The organism is Arenimonas caeni, assembly GCF_003024235.1.
Taxonomy (GTDB): domain Bacteria; phylum Pseudomonadota; class Gammaproteobacteria; order Xanthomonadales; family Xanthomonadaceae; genus Arenimonas; species Arenimonas caeni.
The window spans coordinates 1-25,372 of record NZ_KZ679088.1; the positions used below are offsets into that span (position 1 = coordinate 1).

General features: G+C 71.6%; 19 protein-coding genes. 14 read left to right on the forward strand and 5 right to left on the reverse strand.

Annotation, left to right across the window (positions count from 1 at the left end):
* Positions 1 to 132: 132 nt before the first annotated feature.
* Positions 133 to 936: an EAL domain-containing protein gene (locus C6N40_RS06650; RefSeq protein ID WP_106990236.1), complete on the forward strand. Its 804-nt coding sequence runs from the start codon at positions 133 to 135 to the stop codon at positions 934 to 936.
* Positions 937 to 1,025: 89 nt separating this feature from the next.
* On the opposite strand, the gene C6N40_RS06655 is transcribed toward C6N40_RS06650, so the two are convergent.
* From C6N40_RS06655 to C6N40_RS06670, 4 genes are all read right to left on the reverse strand, one after another.
* Positions 1,026 to 4,547 (reverse strand): indolepyruvate ferredoxin oxidoreductase family protein, encoded by a 3,522-nt coding sequence (locus tag C6N40_RS06655; RefSeq protein ID WP_106990237.1) that lies wholly within the window; start codon positions 4,545 to 4,547, stop codon positions 1,026 to 1,028.
* Between the two features lie 86 nt (positions 4,548 to 4,633).
* Entirely contained in the window at positions 4,634 to 7,078 is a 2,445-nt protein-coding gene (gene lnt / locus C6N40_RS06660; RefSeq protein WP_162782120.1) for an apolipoprotein N-acyltransferase, read from the reverse strand.
* Between the two features lie 30 nt (positions 7,079 to 7,108).
* A complete protein-coding gene (locus tag C6N40_RS06665) occupies positions 7,109 to 7,735 on the reverse strand; it encodes a hypothetical protein (protein ID WP_205208565.1) in 627 nt (208 codons plus the stop codon).
* A gap of 18 nt (positions 7,736 to 7,753) precedes the next feature.
* The gene (locus C6N40_RS06670) at positions 7,754 to 8,842 is read right to left on the reverse strand and encodes an SGNH/GDSL hydrolase family protein (RefSeq protein WP_205208566.1); all 1,089 of its coding nucleotides are present in this window, start codon (positions 8,840 to 8,842) and stop codon (positions 7,754 to 7,756) included.
* 252 nt (positions 8,843 to 9,094) lie between these two features.
* Between C6N40_RS06670 and C6N40_RS06675 the strand changes: the two genes are divergently transcribed.
* The 4 genes from C6N40_RS06675 (at position 9,095) to C6N40_RS06690 (ending at position 15,217) form a co-directional block, all read left to right on the forward strand.
* A complete protein-coding gene (locus C6N40_RS06675) occupies positions 9,095 to 10,291 on the forward strand; it encodes an EAL domain-containing response regulator (RefSeq protein WP_162782121.1) in 1,197 nt (398 codons plus the stop codon).
* A gap of 6 nt (positions 10,292 to 10,297) precedes the next feature.
* Positions 10,298 to 13,141 (forward strand): PAS domain-containing sensor histidine kinase, encoded by a 2,844-nt coding sequence (locus tag C6N40_RS06680; protein ID WP_106990240.1) that lies wholly within the window; start codon positions 10,298 to 10,300, stop codon positions 13,139 to 13,141.
* A 98-nt stretch (positions 13,142 to 13,239) separates the two neighbouring features.
* The gene (locus C6N40_RS06685; RefSeq protein WP_106990241.1) at positions 13,240 to 14,163 is read left to right on the forward strand and encodes an AEC family transporter; all 924 of its coding nucleotides are present in this window, start codon (positions 13,240 to 13,242) and stop codon (positions 14,161 to 14,163) included.
* A 46-nt stretch (positions 14,164 to 14,209) separates the two neighbouring features.
* The gene (locus C6N40_RS06690; protein ID WP_106990242.1) at positions 14,210 to 15,217 is read left to right on the forward strand and encodes a hypothetical protein; all 1,008 of its coding nucleotides are present in this window, start codon (positions 14,210 to 14,212) and stop codon (positions 15,215 to 15,217) included.
* A gap of 7 nt (positions 15,218 to 15,224) precedes the next feature.
* Here C6N40_RS06690 and C6N40_RS06695 read toward each other — a convergent pair whose 3' ends face one another.
* Entirely contained in the window at positions 15,225 to 16,712 is a 1,488-nt protein-coding gene (locus C6N40_RS06695; protein ID WP_106990243.1) for an AAA family ATPase, read from the reverse strand.
* A gap of 126 nt (positions 16,713 to 16,838) precedes the next feature.
* On the opposite strand from C6N40_RS06695, the gene C6N40_RS06700 reads away from it, so the two are divergent.
* From C6N40_RS06700 to C6N40_RS06740, 9 genes are all read left to right on the forward strand, one after another.
* A complete protein-coding gene (locus tag C6N40_RS06700; RefSeq protein WP_106990244.1) occupies positions 16,839 to 17,471 on the forward strand; it encodes a ParA family protein in 633 nt (210 codons plus the stop codon).
* 16 nt (positions 17,472 to 17,487) lie between these two features.
* Entirely contained in the window at positions 17,488 to 17,964 is a 477-nt protein-coding gene (locus C6N40_RS06705; protein ID WP_106990245.1) for a SixA phosphatase family protein, read from the forward strand.
* 4 nt (positions 17,965 to 17,968) lie between these two features.
* Complete coding sequence (locus tag C6N40_RS06710) at positions 17,969 to 18,550, forward strand: YceI family protein (protein ID WP_106990246.1); 582 nt, start codon at positions 17,969 to 17,971, stop codon at positions 18,548 to 18,550.
* Positions 18,547 to 20,388: a phospholipase D-like domain-containing protein gene (locus C6N40_RS06715; RefSeq protein ID WP_106990247.1), complete on the forward strand. Its 1,842-nt coding sequence runs from the start codon at positions 18,547 to 18,549 to the stop codon at positions 20,386 to 20,388. Before C6N40_RS06710 ends, C6N40_RS06715 begins: the two co-directional genes overlap by 4 nt.
* 111 nt (positions 20,389 to 20,499) lie before the next feature.
* Complete coding sequence (locus tag C6N40_RS06720; RefSeq protein WP_106990248.1) at positions 20,500 to 21,108, forward strand: YkvA family protein; 609 nt, start codon at positions 20,500 to 20,502, stop codon at positions 21,106 to 21,108.
* 13 nt (positions 21,109 to 21,121) lie between these two features.
* Positions 21,122 to 21,550 (forward strand): hotdog fold thioesterase, encoded by a 429-nt coding sequence (locus tag C6N40_RS06725; protein WP_106990249.1) that lies wholly within the window; start codon positions 21,122 to 21,124, stop codon positions 21,548 to 21,550.
* A gap of 58 nt (positions 21,551 to 21,608) precedes the next feature.
* Complete coding sequence (locus C6N40_RS06730; RefSeq protein WP_106990250.1) at positions 21,609 to 22,400, forward strand: lysophospholipid acyltransferase family protein; 792 nt, start codon at positions 21,609 to 21,611, stop codon at positions 22,398 to 22,400.
* A gap of 9 nt (positions 22,401 to 22,409) precedes the next feature.
* Entirely contained in the window at positions 22,410 to 23,435 is a 1,026-nt protein-coding gene (locus C6N40_RS06735; protein WP_106990373.1) for a YheT family hydrolase, read from the forward strand.
* A 9-nt stretch (positions 23,436 to 23,444) separates the two neighbouring features.
* Positions 23,445 to 25,367, forward strand: a complete 1,923-nt coding sequence (locus C6N40_RS06740) for a tetratricopeptide repeat protein (protein WP_106990251.1) — start codon at positions 23,445 to 23,447, stop codon at positions 25,365 to 25,367.
* The last annotated feature ends 5 nt before the right edge of the window (positions 25,368 to 25,372 follow it).

The following is a 25,372-nucleotide window of genomic DNA, read 5'->3' on the forward strand; positions in this document are numbered from 1 at the left end:
TTCCCCGGACTTGGGTGAAGAACCAAAAAGAAACGGGGTCAGGTTCACTTCCGACTTGCCGGAAGTGAACCTGACCCCGTTTCTGCTTGCGGTAGCCTAGAATCCGGGCGACGGGACCGGGGGATGCGTGCGATGTACCTGAAGAAATTCTTCGGCGAAGTGGCCAGCCCGCATCCCTGTGCCAACTGCCGGGGCGACGAGACGCTCGGCTTCGGCGTGCGCATGGCCTTCCAGCCCATCGTTGACGTGGCCACGCGCAGCATCTTCGGCTACGAGGCCCTGGTGCGCGGAGAAGGCGGCGAAAGCGCCGGCGAGGTCATCGCCCGGGTGCCGCCGGAACTGCTCTACCGCTTCGACCAGACCTGCCGGGTGGCGGCCATCGACACCGCCGCGCGCCTGGGCATGACGACGCGCCTGTCGATCAATTTCGCGCCCAACGCCGTGTACGAGCCCGCCACCTGCATCCGGCTGACCCTGGCGGCCGCCGAGCGCTGCGGTTTCGACCCGCGCCGGCTGATCTTCGAGGTCACCGAGTCGGAGAAGATCCGCGACGTGCCGCACGTGGTGCGCATCATCAAGGACTACCAGGGCCGCGGCTTCCTCACCGCCATCGACGATTTCGGCGCGGGCTACGCCGGCCTGAACCTGCTGGCCGAGTTCCAGCCCGACGTGGTCAAGCTCGACATGGCCCTGATCCGCGGCCTCGATGCCGACCGCGTGCGCCGCTCGATCACCAGCGGCATCGTCGCCACCTGCCGCTCGCTCGGCTGCGAGGTGTTGGCCGAGGGCGTGGAAACCCTGGGCGAGTTCCGCGAACTGCGCGACATGGGCATCCGCCGCTTCCAGGGCTTCCTGTTCGCCAAACCCGCGCTCGAGGCCCTGCCCGAAATCGACCCCGCGCTCTGGGACCACCTCGACGCCGCCGGCGAGGCCTGAAAGAAACGGGGTCAGGTTCACTTCCAGCCATGCGCTGGAAGTGAACCTGACCCCGTTTCCGTTCCGGGCCCGGAGGCCCTGCCCCAGGATCAGGCGGCGGTGCGCGCCGCCTCGGGGTTGTTCCAGCGCGCCAGCAGCTCCGCCTCGCGCGCCTTGGCCTTGGCCAGGTGCGCTTCCTTGACGTGGCCGTAGCCGCGGATGTGTTCCGGCACCGAGGCGATCTCGGTGGCCAGGCCCACGTTGTCGCCGTCGAGGCGCTCGAGCAGCGAATCGACCTGCTTCGCGTAGTCGGCGATCAGCTGGCGCTCCATGCGGCGCTCTTCGGTCTTGCCGAAGATGTCGAAGGCGGTGCCACGCAGGCCCTTCATCTTCGCCAGCAGCTTGAACGCCGTGAAGATCCAGGGGCCGTATTCCTTCTTCACCAGGTGGCCGTCGGCGTCGCGCTTGGCCAGCAGCGGCGGGGCGAGGTTGAAGTGGATCTTGTAGTCGCCCTCGAACTGCTGCTCGATGCGGCGCCTGAACTCGCCCGAGGTGTAAAGGCGCGCCACTTCGTACTCGTCCTTGTAGGCCATGAGCTTGAAGTAGTAGCGGGCCACGGCCTCGGTGAGCTTGGTGGAGCCGGGCGCCTTGCGGGCCTCGGCCTGGCGCACCTTGTCCACCAGGGCCACGTAGCGGCCGGCGTAGGCCTTGTCCTGGTAGTCGGTGAGGAACTTCACGCGGCGCTCGATCATCTCGTCGAGGTTCACGCTCAGGCGCTCGTCGTCGAGCGGCAGGGCGATGACGTCGGTGGCCGGCGCCTCGGCCAGGCCCGCCGCCTCGAGCACGGCCTGCGGGTTGATCGCCGCCAGGCGGCCCCAGGCGAAGGCGGTGCGGTTCATCTCCACGGCCGCGCCGTTGAGCTCGACCGCGCGCATCAGCGCGTCGTACGACACCGGCACCAGGCCGCGTTGCCAGGCCACGCCCAGCATGAACAGGTTGGTGGCGATGGCGTCGCCCATCAGCGCCGTGGCGATCTCGGTGGCCGCCACCTGCAGCGGCTCGCGGCCGCCGAGCGCGGTGCGGATGGCATCGACGATGCCGGCCGCCGGGAACTGCATGTCCGGCATGCGGGTGAACGGCCCCGGCATGGCCTGGTAGTCGTTGATGACGACCTCGGTGCGGTCGGCGCGGATCTTCGACAGCGCCCAGTAGTCGTTCACCACCACCATGTCGCAGCCCAGCACCAGGTCGGCCTCGCCCGCGGCGATGCGCACGGCGTGGATGTCGGCCGGGTTCCGGGCGATGCGCACGTGCGTGGTGACGGCGCCGCCCTTCTGGGCCAGGCCGGTCTGGTCGAGCACGCTGGCGCCCTTGTGCTCGAGGTGCGCGGCCATGCCCAGCAGGGCACCGATGGTCACCACGCCGGTGCCGCCGACGCCGGTGATCAGGATGTTCCAGGGCTGGTCGAGCTCGCTGCGGAACTGCGGCGCCGGCAGGTTCTCCAGCAGCTCCTTGTTGCCGGTGCCCTTGCGCTTGCGCAGCCCGCCGCCCTTGATGGTGACGAAGCTCGGGCAGAAGCCCTTCACGCAGCTGAAGTCCTTGTTGCAGTTGGACTGGTCGATCTCGCGCTTGCGGCCGTACTCGGTTTCCTTGGGCAGCACCGACACGCAGTTCGACTTCACGCCGCAGTCGCCGCAGCCCTCGCACACCAGCGAGTTGATGGCGGTGCGCTTGGCCGGGTCCGGCATCTTGCCGCGCTTGCGGCGGCGGCGCTTCTCTGCCGCGCAGGTCTGGTCATAGATGATGACCGTGGTGCCCGGCACTTCGCGCAGGCGCTTTTGCTGCGCGTCGAGCTCGCTGCGGTCGAAGAACTCGACGCCCGACGGGAAGATCGACCGGTCCGACCACTTCTCGATGTCGTCGCTGAGCACAACGATGGTCTGCACGCCCTCGCTGCGCACCTGGTGGGCGATGTCCGGCACGCTGAGCGTGCCGTCCACCGGCTGGCCGCCGGTCATGGCGACCGCGTCGTTGTAGAGGATCTTGTAGGTGATGTTCACCTTGGCGGCGATCGACTGGCGGATGGCCAGCGAGCCGGAATGGAAGTAGGTGCCGTCGCCCAGGTTCTGGAAGACGTGCTTTTCCTCGGTGAAGGGCGCCTGGCCACTCCAGGTGACGCCTTCGCCGCCCATGTGGGTGAAGGTGTCGGTCTTGCGGTCCATCCAGGTCACCATGTAGTGGCAACCGATGCCGCCGAGCGCGCGCGAGCCTTCCGGCACCACCGTCGAGGTGTTGTGCGGGCAGCCCGAGCAGTAGTGCGGCACGCGCGGGAAGTTGGCGCGCGGCGCGGCCAGCTCCTTTTCCTTGGCGGCGATCCACTTGAGGCGGTTGTCCATCGCCTCGGACTGGAAGAAGCGCTGCACGCGGGCGGCGATCACCCGGGCGATGCGCGCCGGGGTCAGCTCGTTGGTGCTCGGCAGCACCCAGTTCTCGTCCTCGTCGTACTTGCCGACGATGGACGGGCGCTGGCCGTGCTCCCAGTTGTACATGTACTCCTTCATCTGCCGCTCGACGAAGCTGCGCTTCTCCTCGACGACGATGATGTCCTCCAGGCCGCGCGCGAACTCGCGGATGCCCAGCGGCTCCAGCGGCCAGGTCATGCCGACCTTGTAGACGCGGATGCCGATGTCCTCGGCCACCTTGCGGTCGATGCCCAGGTATTCCAGCGCCTGCAGCACGTCCAGGTAGCTCTTGCCGGTGGTGACGATGCCCAGGCGGGCGCGCGGCGAATCCACCACCACCTTGTCGATGTGGTTGGCGCGGGCGAAGGCCTGCGCGGCCTTCACCGCGTACTGGTGCAGGCGCATTTCCTGGTCCAGCGGCGGGTCCGGCCAGCGGATGTTGAGGCCGCCCGGCGGCAGTTCGAAATCACCCGGCAGCACGATGTCGAGCTGGTGCGGGTTTACGTTCACCGAGGCGGAGGACTCGACCGTTTCGGCGATGGTCTTGAAGCCGATCCAGCGGCCCGTGTAGCGGCTCATGGCCCAGCCCAGCAGGCCCATGTCGAGGATGTCCTGCACGCCGGCCGGGTTGAGCACCGGCATCATCGCGCTCTCGAACTCACCCTCGGAGCCGTGCGGCAGGGTCGACGAGCGGCAGGCGTGGTCGTCGGCGGCCAGCGCCAGCACGCCGCCCATGGCCGAGGTGCCGGCGGCATTGCCGTGCTTGAACACGTCGCCGCAGCGGTCCACGCCCGGGCCCTTGCCGTACCACATGGCGAACACGCCGTCGTACTTCGCGCCCTTGAACAGGTTGGTCTGCTGCGAACCCCAGACCATCGTCGCGCCCAGGTCCTCGTTCAGGCCCGGGGTGAACTCGATGGCACTGGCCTTGAGGTGCTTGCGCGCGCGCCACAGCTCGAGGTCGAAGCCGCCCAGCGGCGAGCCGCGGTAGCCCGAGATGAAGCCGGCCGTGTTGACGCCGGCGGCGCGGTCGCGCATCTGCTGCATCAGCGGCAGGCGCACCAGCGCCTGCACGCCGGAGAGGTAGATCCGGCCTTCCTCGCGGGTGTACTTGGACTCGAGGTCGTACTCGCGGTCGAGCGCGACGGGCGGGGTGGGGATGGCGGACATGGGGGGTCGTTCCGGAAGCTGAGCAAAGACTCGGAATTATAGCAGCCGGGGGTGTCCCGACCCGTTGGCCGCCCCGCCCGCGCCCGTCAGCCCACCAACAGCCGCCACCCCAGCCAGGCGGGGATGCCGAGGAAATAAAGCGCCCGCGCCAGCGTGAAGGTGCGCGAACGCAGGCCGGCGGCGCGGCCGGGGGCCAGGCGCAGGGCCAGCGCGGTGGCGGCCTCGACCAGCACGCGCAGGGCCGCAGCCACCAGGGCCAGACCCAGCATCCACGACAGCCACCAGATGCCCAGACCCAGCCACCAGGCGCCCCAGCCGTGCACCTGGGCCTCGCCGAAAGCGCCGCCGAAGGTGATCACCTGGTGCAGGCGGAAGGCGATGGCCGCCGGCAGCAGCGGGAACAGGCCGAACTTCAGCCAGGGCCGGTCGAGCCAGGGCGCGGGGCCGCTGGCGCGGATCTGGTCGCGGCGCGCGTCGGCGCCCGACCTCGGGCCGTCCAGCCGCGCCGGCGAGCCGGCCGCCGCCAATGCCGCCAGCAGGGCCACCGGGTCGGCCAGCTGCAGCTGCTGTCGCCAGTCCTGGCCCGACGCGAGCCGGAGCGCCACGCCGCTTCCGGGCCAGGGCAGGCGCCAGGGCCGCAGGCCGACGATCGAGGCCAGCGGGATCGATACCTGTTCGCGCCGGCCCGTCAGCAGCAGGGACTCGCCCTGGACCTGCCAGCGCGCGCCGAACCAGGCGCGCAGCGCCCAGGCCAGGCTCGCCGGCAGCAGCACCGCCAGCGTGAACACCTGCAGCTGGCCGAGCGTGGCCACCTGCCAGCCCACCCGCAGCGCCATGTCCAGCGCCAGCCAGGCCAGGCCGAGGCCGGCGAGGGCCTGCAGCGCGCCGAGCGCCACGCGCGCCGCCGGCGCCAGCAGCAGCACGCGATCATCGGTGCGGCGCAGCGGCTGCCGCCGCGACCAGGCCTGCAGGCCGCGGGCCAGCGCCCACAGCGCCAGCGCCAGCGCGGCCACGCGGCCCACCCAGTCGCCCCAGAGCACGGCCAGGGTGGGCGGCGGCGCCAGCACGGGAAGGGGCACGGTCAGCACGGCCTGGTCATTGGCCGGCGTCACGGCCAGCACTTCGCCCGAGGTGTCGACGAACGCGCTCAGGCCGGTGGTGGTGACGCGCAGCTGCGGCAGCCGCGTCTCGATGCTGCGGAAGGCCGCCACCGCCAGGTGCAGCCGGGCGCCGCGGCCACCGCGACTGAACCAGGCGTCGTTCGACAGCCCGACCAGGGCCTGTGCGCCGAGGCGGGCACCGTCGATGGCGAGCGCGGGGCGCACGTCGTCCAGGCAGATCAGCGGCGCCACCTCCACCTGGCGGCCATCGCCGGTGCGCAGTGGCAGCACGCGCGCGCCGTCGCCGCGCTGCCAGCTGCCGGCCCAGGGCAGCCAGCGCCGCAGCACCGGGCCGTCGAGCCAGGCCGGCACGTACTCGGTGAGGGGGAAGGGATGGGTTTTGCGATAGGTGGCCAGGCGGCCCCGGCCCGGCTCGAGGAACACCGCCGCGTTGTATTCGCCGGCCTCGTCGAGGTCGTAGGTGCCGAACACCAGCGGCAGGCCGATCGCATTCACGAAGGACTGGATCTCGGCGTCGAGCGCCGCGCCGTCCTCGCTGCGCGGGCTGCCGAAGGTCGTCGGGTACACCGTCTCGGGCCACAGCAGCACATCGGCCCCGTGCTCGCGCCTGGCCGACCAGGACAGCGCGTAGTGCGTGTCGAGCACGTGCCGTACCGCGCCGTAGGTGCCGTGCTCCGTCCGCAGCGCGGCGTAATCGCCGAGGTTGGCCTGCACCAGGGCCACGCGCAGCACCGGCGCGTCCTCGGGCAGCCCTGGCAGCGTGGCCAGCCGCCAGGCGCCGTAGCCCGACCAGAAGGCCAGCAGCACGGCCACCGGCGCCAGTGCGCCGATGAAGGCGCGTGCGCCCTGGCGGCGCCGGCCGATCGCCAGCGCGATGCCCTGGTTGACCAGCAGCAGCAGGAAAGTCAGCAGCGCCGCGCCGCCGAGATCGGCGGCCTGGCGCAGCCAGGTGGCCGGCAGCAGGCCATGGCCCAGGGTGTCGCCCAGCAGCTTGGGCCACAGCGCCTCGCAGGCCACCCAGGCGGCCGCCGCGGCCAGCGCGCGCACGGCGTCGCCGTGGCGGCGGCCGGCGAAATGGTGCACCAGCGCGAAGGCGATCCACTGCGGCTGCAGCAGCGGCGCGGCCAGCACCAGGGCGGTGAAGCCGGCCATCGGGCCGAGCCCGGTGTAACTGCCAATGGCGGCACCGAACCAGCCCAGCACGAAGGCGGTGAAGGCCACCGACACCGCCCAGCCCGCCAGCAGCGCGCCGCGCCAGCCGCGGGTCCCTTCCAGCGCCAGCAGCCAGGGCACCAGGGCCACCAGGCCCAGCCACCAGCCGGCCCCGCCGCCCGAGTAGATCCACAGCAGTGCCGGCGTGGCCAGCAGGGCCAGCGGCAGGCGCGCGCGAAGAAGGACAGACCGGTCCATGGCCACGGGCATCGACTCCTTGGGAAACCGTCAGGGTTGGTCCGGACGCACCCAGCGCAGGGGCAGGTCCTTGGGCGCGAGTTCGGGCGGCACCACGCCGTTGGCCGGCAGGGCGACCAGGTTGCCCTGGGCATCGCGGAACTCGGCGCCGGGCGCGAACATGAGGATCGCCTCGATCGGCCGCCCGTCGTCGTGGAACTGGTGGTGGCGCAGGTAGCCCTCGGGCAGTTCGTAGTCCTCGGGCACGGCCAGGCCTTCGAGCGGCGGGCTGGTGCCCGGCGGGTTGAAGGCGCCCAGGCCGGTGTGGATGCCGGCTTCCTGCAGCGCGGTGATCAGCTCGGCGCCGGTCGGTTCCGGGTCGCCGGGACGGAAATGCACGGCGAGGTCGTCCGGGTCGACGCTGGGCAGCTCAACGGGAATCTCGGGCGGCGGCATCGGGCGCGACGGGCGTTTGGCCGCCGGGGCGGGTGCCTCCGGCGCGGGCATCGCCACCGCGGGCGGCGAGGGTTCCGGCCAGAGCCACCAGGCCAGGCCCGCGCCCACGCCCAGCAGCAGCACCAGCGCGACGCCCGGCGAGAGCCGGGCGCCGCGTTGCCGCGGCGTCACCGTCACGCCGTCCCGGTCGGGCGGCGTGCGCGGTGTCTGCGGGCTGGCCATGGCCGGCGGCCCCCGTCCTCAGGGGCTGGCCGGGTTGTAGACCGACAGGGCCCAGCCCATGCGCTCGTGGCCGGCGGTGTTCCAGACGGGGCTCTTGCCGCCGCTGAAGCTGGTGTAGCGCGGCGCCACGGTGCCCGAGCTGCCGCCCCACAGGCCGGCGCTGACGGTGCGGCCCAGGTAGGTCGGGTGCACGTCGTCGGACTGGATGTAGTCGTAGCTGCTCGAGGACGAGACGAGCTTGAAGTTGGCGTCGCGCAGGGTCGGCCTGAGGCTGCCGGTGATGCGGCCCACGTAGCTGGCCTCGGACTCGCCGGCCACGTAGCGCAGCGCGTCGGCATCGACCACGCCATCGCCGTTGCTGTCGTAGTCCGCGCCCATGTACTGGGCGAAGCTGTCGGCGCACTTGAAGCCCTTCTGGCGCGCGTACTCGCACATCCAGTAGTTCATCTTCACGATCGCCGGCAGGAAGCGGTCGCGCATGTTCACCGTCTGCCCGGTGGTCGCGTCGCGGCAGCTGCTCTGCACGTTGTCGGCGTTGAAGCCCGGGTAATAAAGGTTGGACACCACCTTGAGCCGGGTGTTGGGGTGGGCGTTGGCGTTGATGTAGTCCATCGCCGCGGCCACGTTGGTCTTGCAGGCGTTCACGGCGGCGTCGAGCCCGGCGTAGTTGCAGGTGCCGGTCTGCTTCTTGAAGGCGGTGCGGGCCTGCAGGCCGTCGTTGCCGCACATCTCGAAGGTCACCACGCGGGTGCTGGCGGCCTGCATGTAGGAGCGTTCGGCGACGATCTTGTTGCGGTAGACGTCGTTGGCGACGGCGCCCGACTTGGCGCGGCGCACGCTTTCGATGTCGGCGTTCCACAGCGCCGAGAGGTACTCGGCATCGACCGTCGGCGCCGCGTACAGGCCGGCGTTGCTGATCGAGCCGTTGTAGCCGGCGTAGATCGAGTCGCCGTAGGCGACGACCCGGTACTTGGCCGTCGTGCCGGAGCGGTCGATCGTCCAGGACACGTTCTGGTTGAGCGTATTGGCCATCGTGGCGCCGCTGAAGGCGAGCAGCACGAGGGCAGGCAGGTACCGGCTGGCGGCACCGCGGAGCGACGTCTTCATTCCCTATCCCCTTTCCAAGAAGTGGTACGCAATGGACGCAGGCCGCGCCCGGTATTTGCACTCAATCCACTTGCCGCGATGCCGCCCCCGGGTCCCCGGGACGTCCCCTCATCGCCGCCCGGACGCTAGCGTATGGCCGACCCCCCTGCAATGTGCGCTGCAGCACAGAATCGCCCCCTGCCGGCCCCGGGCTTCCTGAACGGCAGGGAGCGCGGTTACAGTGGCCCTGGCGCATCTCAGGGGTGGGCACCAATGGGTTTGGCTGGCCTGACGGTAATGCTGGTCGAGGACCACGGCTTCCAGCGCCGGCTGGGCCTGCGCCTGCTCGCCGACCTGGGTCTGGACCGCGTGCACGAGGCCGCCGACGGCTACCAGGCCCTGGACCTGCTGCGCGGCCTGCCCGAGCCGCCCGACGTGGTGCTGGTGGACCTGGACATGCCTGGCATGGACGGCGTCGAGTTCATCGGCATCGTCGCCCAGGAAAACCTCGCCCATTCGATCGCCGTGGTCAGCGCCATGGAGCCGGCCCTGCTGCACACCGTGCAGGTGATGGCCAAGGCCTCGGGGCTGCGGGTGCTCGGCTGCATCGAGAAGCCGCTGACCCCGGGCAAGCTCACCACGGTGCTGTCGCTGTTCGAGTCGGGCCCGGGTCCGGCGCCGGTCGCCGCCGAGGTGGAGGTGACGCTCGATCAGGTGCGCATGGCGCTTTCGCGCGGCGAGATCACGGCGTATTTCCAGCCCCAGGCCGAGTTCGGCAACGGCAAGATCGTCGGCGTCGAGGCGCTGGCGCGCTGGCGCCTGCCCGACGGCCGGATGGTGCCGCCGGTGGTGTTCGTGCCGCTGATGGAAGCCGGTGGCCTGGTCGACGAGCTCACCACGCTCATGCTGGTCCAGTCCTGCGCCTGGTCCAAGCGCTGGCAGGCGCGTGGGCTGGACCTGAGGGTCTCGGTGAACGTGTCGGCGCAGAACCTCACCGGCCCGGAAGTGGCCGATCGCTACGAGGCGGTGCTGCGCGAGCACGGCGTCAACGCCGACCGGATCGTGCTGGAGATCACCGAGAGTTTGGTGATGAGCGACACCGCCCGCGGGCTGGGCATGCTGGCCCGGCTGCGATTGAAGGGCTTCGGCCTGAGCGTGGACGACTTCGGCACCGGCTATTCCTCGCTTTCCCAGCTTTCGCAGACCCCCTTCACGGAACTCAAGATCGACCGCGGCTTCGTTTCCGGCGCGCCGAGCCAGCCGCGCAAGCGGGCGATGATCGAAACCAGCCTCGACCTGGCCCGGAAACTCGACCTGGCGGTGGTGGCCGAAGGCGTCGAGACGATCGAGGAGTGGCAACTGCTGGCCCAGCTTGGCTGCGACTTCGCGCAGGGCTACCTGATCTCGCCGCCGGTACCGGGCGAACAGCTGCCCGACGCCATCCAGCGCTGGCGGCAGACCCAGCACTGAGTGGCGATGGCGTCCGGCGGCCGCCCCAGGTTCGGCATCCGGATCCAGCTGCTGGGCCTGTTCGGCCTGCTGCTGCTCACCGGCGCGGCCGTGCTGGGCCTGGACGAGTACGAGCGCCAGCTCAACCAGCGCGCCCTGGTCGAGCTCAAGGACGAGTCGCTGTCCGGGCTGCGCCGCATCAAGGCGGTGTCGGACGCCTACGGCATGGACGTGGTCGACACCACGTTCCGGGTGCGCAACTATCTGATCAGCTGGGAGGAAGGCGTGCAGGTGGTCGACCACGCCCGCCTGCGCATCCGCGACCACTGGCAGGCGCTGGAGCAGATGCCGCTGACCCCCGAGCAGGAGCAGATCTTCGCCCAGGTCGGGCGCAACAAGGTGCGCGCCGACACCGCCATCGAGACCCTGCGGCAGATCCTGCTGCAAAAGGACATCGTCGCGCTGGCCCGCTTCGCCGACACCGAGCTCTACCCGGCCATCGACCCGGTGACCACGCGCATGAAGCACCTGGGCGACCTGGAGATGATCGAAGCCGAGCAGAAGGTGCGCGCGCAGGCCGAGCGCGCCCAGCGCGCCGCCTGGATCCGCACCTCGCTGAGCTTCACCACCCTGCTGGTGGTGGCCCTGGTGGGCCGCAAGCTGCTGCGCAACATCTACCGGGGCGTGGAATCGCTGACCGCGCTGGCCCAGCAGATGCGCCGGCACGACTACCAGGGCAAGGCCCGCTACGAACCCGAGGGCGAGCTGGGCGAAGTGATGGACGCGTTCCTGGTGATGCGCGACGACGTGCGCAAGTTCGAGTCCGAACTCAACGAGCAGCTGGCGCGCAACGAGCAGGTGCGCGCCGCGCTGCAGGAGCGCGAGCTGTTCCAGCGCTCGCTGTTCGCCGCCGCGCGCGTGGCCATCATGTCCATGGACGGCGAAGGCCGCTTCACCAGTTTCAATCCGCAGGCCGAGCGGCTCACCGGGCATCGCGCCGACCAGGTGGCCGGGCGGGCCGGCCTCGACCTGCTGGTCCGTCCCGACGAGCTCGAGGCGCTGGCGGCCCGGCTCACCGCGGCGCGCGACCAGGCGGTGCCGGCCGATTCGCGCCTGTTCCCGCTGCTGATCGACCAGGCCCCCGAGCCGATGGAGCTGTGCTTCGTGCGCAAGGACGGGGTCGAAGTGCCGGTGCTGCTGGCCACCTCGGCCATGCGCGACGCCACCGGCCGCACCGTCGGCTACCTGGCCGCGGCCACCGACCTCACCCAGATCAAGCAGCTCGAGCAGCGCCTGCGCGCCAGCGAGGCGCGCGCGCTGGAAGCCAGCGAGGCCAAGTCGAATTTCGTGGCGGCGATGAGCCACGAGATCCGCACGCCGATGATCGGCGTCACCGGCATGCTCGAAGTGCTCGAGCACAGCCGGCTCGACGAGGAGCAACGGCGTACGGTCGAGGTGATCCGGCAGTCGGCGCGCTCGCTGCTGCAGATCATCGGCGACATCCTGGATTTCTCGAAGGTCGAGGCCGGCCGGCTCGAGCTTTCGCCCACCACGCTCTCGCTGCCGCGGCTGCTGCAGTCGACGGTGGCCAACTTCAGCGGCTCGGCCTCGTCCAAGGGCCTGGTGCTGCTGTGCGAGGTGGACGACCGGATCGGTCCGGCGCATCTCGCCGATGGCCTGCGGCTGCGGCAGATCCTGTCGAACTTCCTGTCGAACGCGATCAAGTTCACCGACCGCGGCATGGTGGAGGCGGCGCTGGAATGGCGCGGCCGCGAGGGCGAGGGCGACCGGCTGTGTTTCCGGGTCACCGACACCGGCATCGGCGTCACGCCCGAACAGAAAGCGCGGTTGTTCCAGCCCTTCTCGCAGGCCGAGGGCAGCACCACGCGCCGCTTCGGCGGCACCGGCCTGGGCCTGGTGATCGCGCGCCGGCTGGCCGAGCTGATGGGCGGCGAGATCCACATGGAAAGCACGCCCGGCGCCGGCACCACGATGCGGCTGGAACTGGCGCTGCCGCGCGGCCGCGAGGACGAACTCGAGCCCGAGGCCGCGATCGGGCCGGCCGCGGGCTTCCTGGCCCGGCCGCTGCCCGCCATCGAACAGGCCGAGGCCGAGCGCAGCCTGGTGCTGGTGGTCGACGACCACCCGACCAATCGCCTGGTGGTCGGTCGCCAGCTGGCGCTGGCCGGTTACGCCAGCGAAAGCGCCGAGGACGGCCGCAAGGGCCTGGAGGCCTGGCGCAGCGGCCGCTATGCGCTGGTGCTGTCGGACGTGCACATGCCGGAAATGGACGGCTACGAATTTGCCCGGGCGCTGCGCGCCGAGGAGGCCGCGCGCGGCCTGCCGCGCACGCCGGTGGTGGCGCTCACCGCCGCCGCGCTCAAGGGCGAGGCCGAACGCTGCCTGTCAGCGGGCATGGATGCCTACCTTGCCAAGCCGGTCTCGATCCCCGAACTGGTGGCCATGCTGCAGCGCTGGCTGCCGCATACGGTGCCGCTGGCCGGCGACATGAAGGCCGCCGCGCCGCTGCCGCAGGTGTCGGGCGACCCGCTGCCGCTCGACCCGTCGGTGCTGGCGCCGCTGACCGGGGGCGACCCGGAGGCGACCCGGGAAGTGCTCGACGACTTCCTGGCCACCACCGAGGCCGACATGGCGCCGCTGCGCGGTGCCCGCGCCGACGGCGACCTGGCCGCGCTGGCGCGCCAGGCCCACAAGGTCAAGGGCGCCGCGCGCCTGGTCGGCGCGCTGCCGCTGGGCGAGGCCGCCGCCGCGCTGGAAGCCGCGGCCAAGGCCGGCGAGTGGGACCAGGTGCTGCCCTGCGTGGCCGACCTGGAAACCGCCTTCGAGCGCCTGAAGCGCCACCTGGCCTGAGCGAGGGGTCGGAGGTAATTTCCTGCGGAAATTACCCCCGACCCCCGGCCTTTCTGGCGAAGATACGACCTGCCCACCCCCTTTGAGCTCGCGCCTGCATGGCCTTTGATGCCTTCGCCCTGATCCTGACCATGCTCGCCCTGGGCCTGCTGCTGCAGCGCCTGAAGGCCTTCCCCGAAAGCGCGCCGGAAGTGCTCAACAAGGTCGTGCTCCATGTCTGCCTGCCAGCCGCGGTGCTGCTGTACGCGCCGCGGCTGGTGCTCGACGCCGGCGTGCTGGCCGTGGCGGCGGTGCCCTGGGCCCTGGTCGGCGTGACCGTGCTCGTGGTGGGCCTGCTGGCGCGCCTGATGGGCCTGCGCCGCGACGAGAAGGCGGTGCTGCTGCTGTGCGTGGCGCTGGGCAACACCAGCTTCCTGGGTTATCCGCTGGTGCGCGCGCTGCTGGGCGAAGCGGCGCTTCCGTACGCCGTCATCTACGACCAGTTCGGCGCCTTCCTCATCCTCTCCACCTTCGGCCTGTACGTGCTGGCGCGCTACGGCGGCGACGCCGAGCCGACCCCGCGCGACATGCTGCGCCGCGTCGCCAGTTTCCCGCCCTTCCTGGCGATGGTGTTCGGGCTCACGCTGATGCCGGCCGAGCCGCCGGCCTGGATCGCCGCCGGCCTGCAGCGCCTGGCCGACGCGCTGCTGCCGCTGGTGGTGCTGGCGATCGGCCTTGGATTGAAGCTGAAGCTGCCGCGCGGCGAGCTCAGGCCGCTGGCCGCCGGCCTGCTGCTCAAGCTCGGCGTGATGCCGCTGGTGGCGCTGGCGATCGTCTCGCTGCTGCCGCTGGGCCTCGGCCCGGTGGCGCGCGACACCATCGTGCTCGAAGCGGCCATGCCGCCGATGATCACCGCCGCCGCCCTGGCGATATCGCACCGACTGGCGCCCAGCCTGGCCTCGGCCATGGTGGGCTATGGCATCCTGCTTTCACTCGCCACCCTGCCCGCCTGGGCCTGGCTGCTCAGGCAGCTGGCCCTCTAGGCCGCCCTTGCACGAGGGCCTCCAGAAAGACAGGAGCCACGACCGCATGACGCCCTGCAAAGCCCTCGTCCTCGCCACCCTGCTAAGTGCCGGCGCAGCCGCCGCCGAAGCCAGCTCTGCGCCTGCGCCGGTTGATCCCGATCACGGCCGCGAAGCCACGCTGCGCTATTTCCTGGCCGCCGCAGAAGCCGAGGGCGACCTGGTTTCCGATGCCACCCTGCTCAAGGCCCTGGAACTGCATCAGGAGGCCGGGGGTGCGCTCGATCCCGCCCTGCGCGCGCGCGTGGAGGTGGTGCGCGCCGAACTGGCCGCCCGCGTCGATGCCGCGCGCGACAAGGACCCGGTGCTGCTGGCGACCCGTCTGCGCTGCCTGCCGGCCGAGCGTGCGCAGGCAGGCTGCGAACAGGACCTGGCGCGGCTGGCGGAACTGGCGGGCGACAACGGCTACCACCACCTGCTGGTGATGATGCATGCCTGGGCCCGCGCCGACGCCGACGCCTTCCTGCGCCACGCGCGCCTGGCGGCCGAAGCGCCCGACTTCCGGCATGACATCGAAGTGGTCTTTGGCTCGGTGCATGAGCGCCTGCAGCAGGCGCCCGACGACCTGATGCCGCGCACGCAGGAGACCGAAGCCATTCCGGCGGCCGGGCTGTGGGCCATGGGCGTGGCGGCGGCCGTCGCGCTGCCGCCTATCCAGTACTACTCGCAGCCCTGCCGGGAGTCGGAGGGCGAGCTGCGCGAACACTGCCTGGCCATCGCCGACCAACTGCTCGAACACGGCTGGACCGGCATCGACATCCGCATCGCGCATGATATCTACCAGGCCCTGGGCGATCCGGAGCGCGAGGCCCGGGCGCAGGCCCGGATCGACCAGCTCGCCTGGCAGCAGCAGTTCCTGGGCGAGATGGAGGCGCGCATGGATCGCCACCAGTGGCAGGCCTACTTCGACGCCTATGCCGAAGGTGGCGAGACGGCAGCGTTCGCCGAGGCCGCCGAAGGTCTCGGCTACCCGCTCGAGCCGCCGCCCGGCTGGTCGCCGCCCGGCCGCCGCTAGGGGTGGCTCAGTCGGCCGGCACGGTGCGGCCGCGCGCCCAGTCGCGCAGCGCGTTGACCTGTTCGGCCATCAGCACGCTCAGCGGGCGCGTGGCCCGCACTTCGGCCAGTACGCGCGCCTCGTCCACCGGCACGCCGTCGCCGTGGGCGGAATAGAGCGCGCTGACCACGGACTGTTCGATCTCCGCGCCGGAAAAGCCATCGGCGGCCTGGGCGAGGGCGTCGAGCGAAAAACCCTCCCACGCCACCTCGCGCCTGGCCAGGTGCAGCCGGAAGATCTCGGCGCGCGCACCGTGGTCGGGCAGGTCGACGAAGAAGATCTCGTCGAAGCGGCCCTTGCGCAGCAGTTCGGGCGGCAGGTCGCGCACCGCGTTGGCGGTGGCCACCATGAACACCTTCGACTTGCGCTCGGCCATCCAGGTGAGGAAATAGCCCAGCACGCGCCGGGAGACGCCGCCGTCCTCGCTGCTGCCGCTGGCGGCCAGGCCCTTCTCGAGCTCGTCGATCCACAGCACGCAGGGCGCCAGCTGCTCGGCCGAGGCCAGCGCCTCGCGCAGGTTCTTCTCGGTCTCGCCGTGGTACTTGTTGTAGAGCGTGCCGAAATCCAGCCGCACCAGCGGCACGCCGAAGCCACCGGCCACGGCCTTGGCGGCCAGTGACTTGCCGCAGCCCTGCACGCCCAGCAGCAGCATGCCCTTGGGCGGGTCCAGGCCCGGCGGCAGATTGTCGGCGCTGAAGGCGGCGCGGCGCTGGCCCACCCAGGCCTTCAGCCGCGTGAGACCGGCGACGTCGGCGAACTGCGTGGTGTCGTATTCGAAGTGCAGGTGGCCGGACTTGTTGAGCAGCTCGAACTTGAGCTTGGCCAGTTCCGGCAGGTCGCCCTGGTGCAGGGCGCCGTCGCTGAAGATCAGGTGCCGGGCCAGCCGGCGCGCATCCATCAGCGACAGGCCGCGCAGGTTGCGAACGATGGCCTTGAGCGCGTCCTGGTCGACCTCGACGCGCTTGCCGCCGTGCTCGCGCATGTAGATGGCGGCCTCGCCCTGCACCACCTTCAGCAGCGCCTTTTCGTCGGGCAGGCGCAGCGAGAAGCGCACGGCGAAGTGCTCGAGGTCGGGCGGCAGCTCGATCTTCGCGCCCACCAGCACCAGGGTGTGGTCCTTGCTGCCGCGGCGCTCGATGGTCTCGCGCAGCAGGCGCTGGGTGGTGGCGTAACCCAGGTAGGGGTGGAAATCGAGCAGCAGGCAGACGCTGCGCTGGTCGAGGCCGCGGATGGCGCGGATCGTGGTGGTGGCGTCGGGCGGCGCGACCGGCGGGTCCTCGCCGTCGAGGTCGACGCGGCGCAGGCCCTCGGTGATCGACCAGCGGTACAGCGGCCGCCAGACGTTCATCAGCAGGTGCCGGAACAGGTCCACCACCCGGCCCTCGTCCGGCGTCTCGATCACCACCAGCGCGGTGTTGGCCCGCACCAGCGCGGTCAGGTCCTGCAGCTCACTCATTGGTCGTCCCTGGGCAAGAGCGCCAAGGTTATCGAATTCGCCCCGTTGGCGTTCCTGCGCGGCCGGCTTCCCCGGCCGCCGCCGGGCGGGGTAGAGTGGCCCAACGTCCCGCTGCGGAGGTCCGGCATGCGCACGATCCTGGTCGCAAGTTCGAAGGGAGGCGCCGGCAAGTCCACGGTCGCCACCAACCTGGCGGCGCACTTCGCGCTCGAAGGCAAGGCAACCGCCATCCTCGATGCCGACCGGCAAAAATCCTCCACCCACTGGTGCGAGAAGCGCGCGCAGCTGCCCTCCGCCGTGCTGCCGCTCGACGGCTGCCGGCGAAACTGGAACAAGCACCTGCCCGACGGCATCGACCGCCTGGTGGTGGATGCCGCCGCCGGCGCCATGGGCGACGACCTCGCCGACGTGCTCGACATGGCCGACGCCGTGGTGGTGCCGGTGCTGCCCTCGGCCATCGACATCGAGGCCACCGTGCCCTTCCTCGACAGCCTGGTGAAGCACCCGCGGGTGAAGAAGGGCAAGCTGCCGGTGGCCCTGGTCGGCAACCGCCTCAAGCCCTGGACCACCGCCTCGCAGCAGGCCATGGAGCAGCTGCAGGCCTGGCCCTACCCGCTGGTGGCGCAGCTGCGCGACACCCAGGCCTACGTGCTGCTGGCCGGACTGGGCAAGTCGGTATTCGACTACCACTCCGAACAGCTGCGCAGCCACCAGGACGACTGGGCGCCGCTGCTGCGCTGGCTGAAGAAATCGCTCTGAACCGACAAGGACCGTCATGCGCGAACTGATCCTGCTGCGCCACGCCCACGCCGAGCCGGCCGCGCCCGGCCAGGACGACCTCGACCGCCCGCTGTCGCTGCAGGGCCAGGCCGAGGCCGAGGCCGCGGGCCGCTGGCTGCTCGAGCACGGCTACCTGCCCGACCGCGTGCTGGTGTCGCCGGCACGGCGCACCCGCGAAACCTGCGAGACGGTGATGGCCGCGCTCGGCTACGTCGAATGCCGGCAGGAAGCGCGCATCTACGACGCCACCCCGGGCCGGCTGATCCAGATCGCCGACGACAACCGCGACCAGGGCCGCCTGCTGATGGTCGGCCACAACCCGGGCCTCGAACAGCTCGCCGCCCTGCTGGCCTCGGGCCAGTCGGGCGATTTCCGCGGCATGCCGGCCGGCGCCGTGGCGGTGCTGGCCTTGCCCGACGAGGCCACGCTCGAGCCGGGCATCGCCCGGCTCACGGCCTTCTGGTGGCCCTGAGCGGATGAAGTGGGCCGGGCCGCTGGGCGGGCTGGCCCTGGCGGCGGGCGCGCTCGTGTCCCCGGTCGCCCTGGCGGCGACCTCCGTCCCTGAGCTGGACTCCGGCCTCTCCCGGGCCGGCATCGAGGTCGACCTGCGGGTCGGTGGCCGCGTGCAGGGCACCTTCGGCCGGATCGAAGGCCGGTTCGAGCGGCTCGAGGACGGCCGCCTGCAGGTCATCGTGCGGCTCGACGCCCAGGGCCTGGTGCTCGACGGCCCCGGCTGGATGGCCCGCTCGATGCGCTCGCACCGCTTCCTCGACGTCGAGGCCCACCCCTGGATCCACTTCCGGTCCGCGCCCTTCGACCCGGCCCTGGTCGAGTCCGGCGGGGAAATGGCCGGCGAACTGGTGCTGCGCGAGGTGGCGCGGCCGGTGGCCTTCCAGATCGACCCGGAGGCCTGCGCGGCGCCCGGCTACGACTGCGACATCCACGTCTCCGGGGCGGTCAGCCGACGACAATTCGGAATGGATGCTTACCGGATATGGCTCAAGGACGAAGTAGGCTTCGACTTCCGGGTCCGGCTACGGCAACCTGAAGCGCCATGACCCCCCGCCTGCTCCTGCTGCTCGGCCTGCTGCTGCTCGGTTCGGGCTGCGCCACGCTCAGCCCGGAGACGCGCCGCGCCGCGGCCGACGCGGTCGGGGCCAGCCATGCCGAAGCCAGTTCCTGCACCGACCCGGCCGATGCCGCCTGCGCGCCGGTCGCCTCGCCGCTGCTGGCGCTGGGCGGGCAGGCGATGGCTGCGTCCACGGCGGACGCCCCGCGCCACCACGTCACCCTGCTCGATCGCGGCCAGGACGCCCTCATCGCGCGGCTGCACCTGATCCGCGCCGCGCGCGAGCGCATCGAGCTGCAGAGCTTCATCTACGACACCGACGACAGCGGCCTGCTGGTGCTCGAGGAGCTGCTGGCCGCGGCGCGGCGCGGAGTCAGGGTGCGGGTGCTGCTCGACCAGCTCTACGGCCTGCCCAACCCCGGGCTGCAGGCGAGCCTGGCCGGGGCGCATCCGAACTTCGAGCTGCGCCTGTACAACCCGACCTTCAACGAGGCCAGGACCGAGTCGCTGCAGTACGCGGCCGGCATCCTGTGCTGCTTCAGCGACTTCAACCGGCGCATGCACACCAAGTTGCTGCTGGTCGACGGCCAGGTCGGCCTCACCGGCGGGCGCAACATCCAGGACCGCTACTTCGACTGGGCGGAAGGCTACAACTACCGCGACCGCGACATCCTGGTCGCCGGCCCGGCGGCCGTGGCGATGGCGGACAACTTCGAGGCTTTCTGGTCCTTCGAGCGCAGCCGCGAGGCGTACGCCCTGCGCGACGTCGCCGAGCGCCTGGCCGCGGAGGGCCGCGCCCGGCCCCACCACCTGCTCGACCCGGGCCGCGGGAAGTCGCCGAGGGTGCTCGCGATGCAGGCCCTGGCCGCCGACGGCGCGGCCGTCTGGGAGCGCCTGGCGCCGCTCACGCTGGCGGTGGGTGAAGTGGATTTCCACGCCGACCTGCCCGACAAGCACGTGGGGGAGCAGAAGGCGCACGAGGACGCTTCGATCGCCATGCGCGACCTGGTCGATTCAACCCGCTCCGAACTCGTGCTGCAGACCCCCTACCTCGTGCTCTCGCGCGAGGCACGCCAGCTGTTCCGGCGCATGCACCGGCGCGAGCAGGCGCCCGTGGTCTGGGTGTCGACCAACTCGCTGGCGGCCACCGATGCCTTCCCGGTGTACGCCATGAGCCACAAGTACAAGCGCCTGTACCTGCGCGAACTGGGCTTCCGCATCCGCGAGTACAAGCCCTACCCGTCCGATGCGCCGATCGACGTCGCGGCCACCGGCGCGCTCGGCGAGCGCGCGGCCAGCCTGCCCATCTTCGGCTCCGGTTCGGCCGGCTCGGCCTCGGGCCCGGTGCCGCTCAAGCGTGCCGGCGTGCGGGTGGGCCTGCATGCCAAGTCCATGGTCATCGACGACCGCATCGGCGTGGTCGGCAGCCACAACTTCGACCCGCGTTCGGACAACCTCAACACCGAGTCGATGGTGGTCGTGCACGATCGCGAGTTCGCCACCGCCCTGCGCGCCAGCATCGAGCTCGACATGCAGCCGCGCAACGCCTGGGCCATCGCCCGGCGCGAGAAGCCGCCGGTGTTCTCGGGGCTCAGCTACACCCTGGGCCGGCTCTCGGAGAAGCTGCCCATCTTCGACATCTGGCCCTTCCCCTTCGCCAGCAGCTTCGAGCTGCGCGAGGGCTGCAACCCGGTGCCGCCCGAGGATCCGACCTTCTACGAGTGCCACGAGGACGTCGGCGCCTTCCCGGAGGTCGACCTGCCGCTCAAGACGGTCTACACGCGCATCCTCACGGCCTTCGGCGCCGGCCTGGTGCCGATCCTCTAGGTCCGCGCCGCCGGCTGGCCGGCTGCGCCGGGGATTGCGTTCGATTGACGCTGCCGGCGGCCCGGCCTAGGCTGGCCTTCCCCGTCCACCGAAACCGCCGGACCCGCCCGCATGCCCCTGCAGATCAGCTTCGAACTCTCCGACCGCGACCTCGCCCACTTCACCCAGGCCCTCGACGCTGCGCGCGCGGCCGCCGGCAACAAGTCCGCCGACGAGATCATCGCCGCCTCGGCCAGGCTGCTCGAGGAAGCCGGCAAGGTCGAAGTGCCCGACTTCATCGCCGAGCGCCTGGACCGCCTCGACGCCCTGATCGCGATGCTGCGCGACGACGGCTGGCACCTGCCGGAGGAAGACAAGCAGCGCGTGCTCTCGGCCCTGGTCTACTTCGCCGACCCGAAGGACGTGATCCCGGACAACGTGCCGGTGCTGGGCTATTTCGACGACGCCATCGCCATCGAAATGTGCGTCAAGGACCTCAAGCATGAGCTCGACGCCTACGACGAGTTCTGCGAGTTCCGCCAGGGCGAGGCCGAGCGCCGCGGCCTCGACCCGGCCAAGGTCGGCCGCGCCGACTGGCTCGAGGCCCGTCGCGACGAGCTGGTCGACCGCATGCACCGCCGCCGCAACCGCCAGACCGGCAGCGGCTACGGCGACAGCTCCGGCTACCAGCGCCGCGGCTACGCCACGCCCTACCGCCCGGGCATGATCCGCGTCCGCTGAGGCAGGCCCGGCAATGGACGACCCGTTCCGCCAGCGGCCGGGCGTCGAGGCCCTCAATGCCCTGTTGCCCGGCACCGCGCCGGGCAACCTGGGCATCGTGCTGACCGAGCACGGCCCGGATTTCCTGCGCGGCACCATGCCGGTGGACGCGCGCACCAAACAGCCCTTCGGCCTGCTGCACGGCGGGTCCTCGGTGCTGCTGGCCGAAACCCTGGCCAGCCTCGGCGGCTACCTGTGCCTGGATCCGGCCGCCGGCCAGCAGCTGGCCGGCCTGGAGATCAACGCCAACCACCTGCGCGCCGTCACCGAAGGCACGGTGACCGGCACCGCGCGGCCGATCCACGTCGGCCGCGCCACTCAGGTCTGGGAGATCCGCATCGAGGACGGGCGCGGCCGGCTGGCCTGCATCGCCCGCATGACCGGCGCCGTCATCCGCGCCTGAAACCTGCGTACCGCGGCGTCGGGTGTTTCCCGTCGCGCGCTGTTGCACAATGCGCGCAATGTCCACACTCACCGAAGCGGCCCGCCCGTCCCGCGACTGGCGTCGTCCGCTGCGCTACCTCTGGCGTCTTCCGCTGCTGCTGCTGCACCTGCTGGTGTCGCTGCCGGTCACGCTGTTGCTGATCAACCCGCTCAGCGCGCGCATCGCGCCGGGCGGCGAGCGGCTCGACCACCGGGCCATCCGGCTCTGGTCGGCCGGGCTGATGCGCATCTTCGGCTTCCGCCTGCGTCGCTACGGCACGCCGCTGCCGGGCGCGGTGATGTTCGTGGCCAACCACGTCAGCTGGATCGACATCGAACTGATGCACAGCCAGCGCATGATGGGCTTCGTGGCCAAGGCCGAGATCGCGCGCTGGCCGCTGGTGGGCTGGCTGGCCAGCCGCGGCGGCACCATCTACCACCACCGCGGCAGCAACGACTCGCTGCACGGCGTGATGCACCAGATGGTGCAGCGCCTGGAGTCGGGCCAGGCCGTGGGCGTGTTCCCCGAGGGCCGCACCACCCGCGGCGACGCCATCGGCGTCTTCCACGCGCGCATCTTCCAGCCGGCCGTGCTGGCCGGCGTGCCGGCGCAGCCGGTGGCGCTCAAGTACGGCCAGCGCGGCAACGCCCAGACCATCGTCGCCTTCGGCGAGCGCGAGAGCTTCTTCGCCAACTTCGTGCGCCTGCTCGGCGAGCCCGGCCGGGTGGCCGAAGTGCACTTCCTCGAGCCGGTGGCGGCCAGCGAGGACGGTCGCCGGCGCATGGCCGAGACCTGCCGCGAGCGCATCGCCGCGGCGATGGCGGGCTGAGCGACGGTGGTGCACCGGGCCGACTTCCGCCCGCCGCGCTGGCTGCGCAACCCGCACCTGCAGTCGGTGCTCAGCTCGCTGCCGCCGCGTCGCGCCGCCGGCGAACGGGCGCTGCGACGGCTCGGCGCGGTCACCACCGAACACGTGGTGGAGGTCGACGGCGGCGTGCGCCTGCAGGGCTTCCACAGCGTCGTGCCCGGCACCGAGCCGCGCGGCCTGGTGCTGCTGCTGCACGGCTGGGAGGGCAGCACCGAGTCGGGCTACATGCGCCACAGCGCCGCCACCCTGCTGGCGCGCGGCTTCGAAGTGTTCCGGCTCAACTTCCGCGACCACGGCGACACCCACCACCTCAACGAAGGGCTGTTCCACTCCTGCCGGCTGGCCGAGGTGGTGGAGGCGGCGCTGGAAGTGTCGCGGCGTTTCCCGTCCCGGCCGATGCTGGCCGCGGGCTTCTCGCTGGGCGGCAACTTCGCCCTGCGCCTGGCGCTGGCGGCGCCGGCGGCGGGGCTGCCGCTGGTGCATGCGGCGGCGGTGTGCCCGGCGGTTGATCCGGCCGCCGTGCTCGAGGCGCTCGAGTCCGGGCCGCGCTTCTACCACTGGTACTTCATGCGCAAGTGGCGGCGCTCGCTGCTGCGCAAGCGCGAGCTGTTCCCCGGACTGCACGACTTCGGCGACGAAGTGATGGCGTTCGACATGCGCGGCCTGACCGACTGGATGGTGCGCCGGTACACCCGCCTGGCCGGCATCCAGGACTATTTCGACGGTTATTCCGTGTCCGGCGGCCGCCTGGCGGCGCTGCAGGTGCCGGTGAGCGTGCTGGCCGCGGCCGACGACCCGGTGATCCCGGTGGCGGGCTTCCCGGGGCTGGGGCTGCCGGCGCATTCACGCCTGGAGATTGCCGAATTCGGCGGCCACTGCGGGTTCCTCGAGGGCCTGCACCTGGGCGGTTTCGGCGAGCGCTGGGTGGCCGAGCGGCTGGAAACGGCGGCCGGGGCGGGCGCGCGCGCTACAATCCCGAATTCCCAGACTGCCTGAAGCTTGCCGATGTCCATCGAAACCACCGAGGCCCTCAAGAGCGGCGACGTCGCCGCCGCCCTGGCCGCCGCCCGCCGCGCCGTCGCCAAACAGCCCGAAGACGCGCAGGCGCATTACCTGCTGGGCGTGAGCCTGCAGCGCAGCGGCGACCTGCGTGGCGCCGAGGAGGCGTTTGAGCAGGCCATCGCGCTGGCCCCGGAGAACGCCGAATATCCCTTCGCCCTGGCCACCCTGGCCCTGGCCCGCGGCGCGATGGACAAGGCCGAGACCAACGCCCGGCTCGCCACCGCCATCGATCCCAACCACCTGCCGGCCTACGTGCTGGCCGGCCAGGCCGCGCTGGCGCGGCGCGACCGCGACGAAGCCGAGGCCCGGCTCAGGCTGGCCCGGCGGGTCAACGAAGGCCATCCGCTGGTGATCCTGCTCGAGGGTTACCTGGCCCGGTTCGACAAGAACGAAGACCAGGCCATGCGCCTGTTCGCGGCCGCCGTGAAGGCTGCCCCGGACCTGCCGGCCGCCCAGGCCGCGCTCGGCCTGGGCTTCCTGTCCAGGGGCCAGTGGCCGTTCGCCGAGCAGGCGCTGGCCAATGCCCACCGCCTGTCGCCGGGCAATCTGTCGGTCAGCCGCGCGCTGCTCGATGCCCTGCGCCGCCAGGGCAAGCTGGCCGAAAGCCTGGCTCTGGTCGAGGAACTGCAGGGCCGGCTGCCGGGTGATGCCGGCCTGCGCCTGGCCCGTGCCGAACTGCTGGTGGCCCTCGGCCGCGGCAACGAGGCCCTGGAAGACATGGAGGCGATGGTCGCGGAGCACCCGACCGATCCGCAGGTGCTGGGCATCACGCTCGAACTGATGCGCCTGGCCGGGCGCGCCGCCGAGGGCCTGGCGCTGGTGGAAGCCGCGCTGGCCAGCGCCCCCACCGACGATCGCCTCTGGGCCCTGCGCGGCCGCATCGGCGGCACCATGGGCGAAGACCCCAAGCTGGTGCTCGACCGCTGGATCGAGGCCATTCCGGGCAGCCCCGCCGCCTGGGAGCAGCTGACCCAGTTCCATGACACTGCCGGGCAGGCCGAGGCCGCGCTCGATGCCGCCCGCCGCGGCCTGGCCATCGTGCCCGGCCTGCCCGTGGCCAGCGTGGTGGTGGCCCGTTCGCTCATCGACACCGACCCGGCGGCCGCCCTGGCCCAGCTCGAGGCGGTGCGCGTGCAGCCGGTCAGCGTGCACGCCACCCGCAGCGTGCTCGGCTGGCGTGCGCTGGCCCTCGACCGCCTGGGTCGCCACGACGAGGCCGCGCAGGTGCTGCGCGGCATCAGCCGCTACCCGGTGCCCGAGCACCAGCCGCTGCCGCAGCCGATCCCGGCCTCCGGTGAGCCGGGCCCGGCCGCGGGCACGGTGCTGTGGTCGCTGCCGGGCGTGCGGGTCGAGCCGATGCTGGTCGCCATCCGCGAATCGCTCGGCGAGCGCGTGCGCCCCGGCGCCGAGGCGCTGGCCACGGGCGACGCCACCGCCGTTGCCTTCCAGTCCTTCGTCGATGGCCAGGTCGTGCACCAGCTCGACGGCGCCACCTGGCTGGCGGTCGTCTGCGACCCGCGCGACGCCCTGCTCAACTGGCAGATGTTCGGCAGCACCCAGAACCTGCGCGCCGCGCCCGACCTGCGCAATTCCGCGCAGTGGCTGGTGGAGACGACCCAGGCCCTGCTCGACCTGGCCGCGCGTGAGCCGGCCCGGGTGCAGTTCCTGCGCCAGGACGGCGACACCGGTGCCGAGGCGGCCCGCGCCTCGCAGGTGCTGGGCGTGGACGTGGCGGCGACGGCCATCGCGGCGCCGGGCCAGACGCTGTTCCCGGCCGGCCACTGGCGCCACTACCGCCAGGCCCTGGCCGAGGAGTTCGCGATCCTCGCGCCGCTGGTCCAGGCCCTGGGCTACCCGGCGGACTGAGCCGC

What these genes read in the sequence shown, in the direction of transcription:
- C6N40_RS06725 (WP_106990249.1), top strand. Translation starts at nt 21,122, where the DNA reads ATGGACGACCCGTTCCGCCAGCGGCCGGGCGTCGAGGCCCTCAATGCC.
- C6N40_RS06740 (WP_106990251.1), top strand. Translation starts at nt 23,445, where the DNA reads ATGTCCATCGAAACCACCGAGGCCCTCAAGAGCGGCGACGTCGCCGCC.
- C6N40_RS06685 (WP_106990241.1), top strand. Translation starts at nt 13,240, where the DNA reads ATGGCCTTTGATGCCTTCGCCCTGATCCTGACCATGCTCGCCCTGGGC.
- lnt (WP_162782120.1), bottom strand. Translation starts at nt 7,078, where the DNA reads ATGGACCGGTCTGTCCTTCTTCGCGCGCGCCTGCCGCTGGCCCTGCTG.
- C6N40_RS06680 (WP_106990240.1), top strand. Translation starts at nt 10,298, where the DNA reads ATGGCGTCCGGCGGCCGCCCCAGGTTCGGCATCCGGATCCAGCTGCTG.
- C6N40_RS06650 (WP_106990236.1), top strand. Translation starts at nt 133, where the DNA reads ATGTACCTGAAGAAATTCTTCGGCGAAGTGGCCAGCCCGCATCCCTGT.
- C6N40_RS06655 (WP_106990237.1), bottom strand. Translation starts at nt 4,547, where the DNA reads ATGTCCGCCATCCCCACCCCGCCCGTCGCGCTCGACCGCGAGTACGAC.
- C6N40_RS06710 (WP_106990246.1), top strand. Translation starts at nt 17,969, where the DNA reads ATGAAGTGGGCCGGGCCGCTGGGCGGGCTGGCCCTGGCGGCGGGCGCG.
- C6N40_RS06670 (WP_205208566.1), bottom strand. Translation starts at nt 8,842, where the DNA reads ATGAAGACGTCGCTCCGCGGTGCCGCCAGCCGGTACCTGCCTGCCCTC.
- C6N40_RS06730 (WP_106990250.1), top strand. Translation starts at nt 21,609, where the DNA reads ATGTCCACACTCACCGAAGCGGCCCGCCCGTCCCGCGACTGGCGTCGT.
- C6N40_RS06700 (WP_106990244.1), top strand. Translation starts at nt 16,839, where the DNA reads ATGCGCACGATCCTGGTCGCAAGTTCGAAGGGAGGCGCCGGCAAGTCC.
- C6N40_RS06665 (WP_205208565.1), bottom strand. Translation starts at nt 7,735, where the DNA reads ATGGCCAGCCCGCAGACACCGCGCACGCCGCCCGACCGGGACGGCGTG.
- C6N40_RS06705 (WP_106990245.1), top strand. Translation starts at nt 17,488, where the DNA reads ATGCGCGAACTGATCCTGCTGCGCCACGCCCACGCCGAGCCGGCCGCG.
- C6N40_RS06695 (WP_106990243.1), bottom strand. Translation starts at nt 16,712, where the DNA reads ATGAGTGAGCTGCAGGACCTGACCGCGCTGGTGCGGGCCAACACCGCG.
- C6N40_RS06690 (WP_106990242.1), top strand. Translation starts at nt 14,210, where the DNA reads ATGACGCCCTGCAAAGCCCTCGTCCTCGCCACCCTGCTAAGTGCCGGC.
- C6N40_RS06715 (WP_106990247.1), top strand. Translation starts at nt 18,547, where the DNA reads ATGACCCCCCGCCTGCTCCTGCTGCTCGGCCTGCTGCTGCTCGGTTCG.
- C6N40_RS06675 (WP_162782121.1), top strand. Translation starts at nt 9,095, where the DNA reads ATGGGTTTGGCTGGCCTGACGGTAATGCTGGTCGAGGACCACGGCTTC.
- C6N40_RS06720 (WP_106990248.1), top strand. Translation starts at nt 20,500, where the DNA reads ATGCCCCTGCAGATCAGCTTCGAACTCTCCGACCGCGACCTCGCCCAC.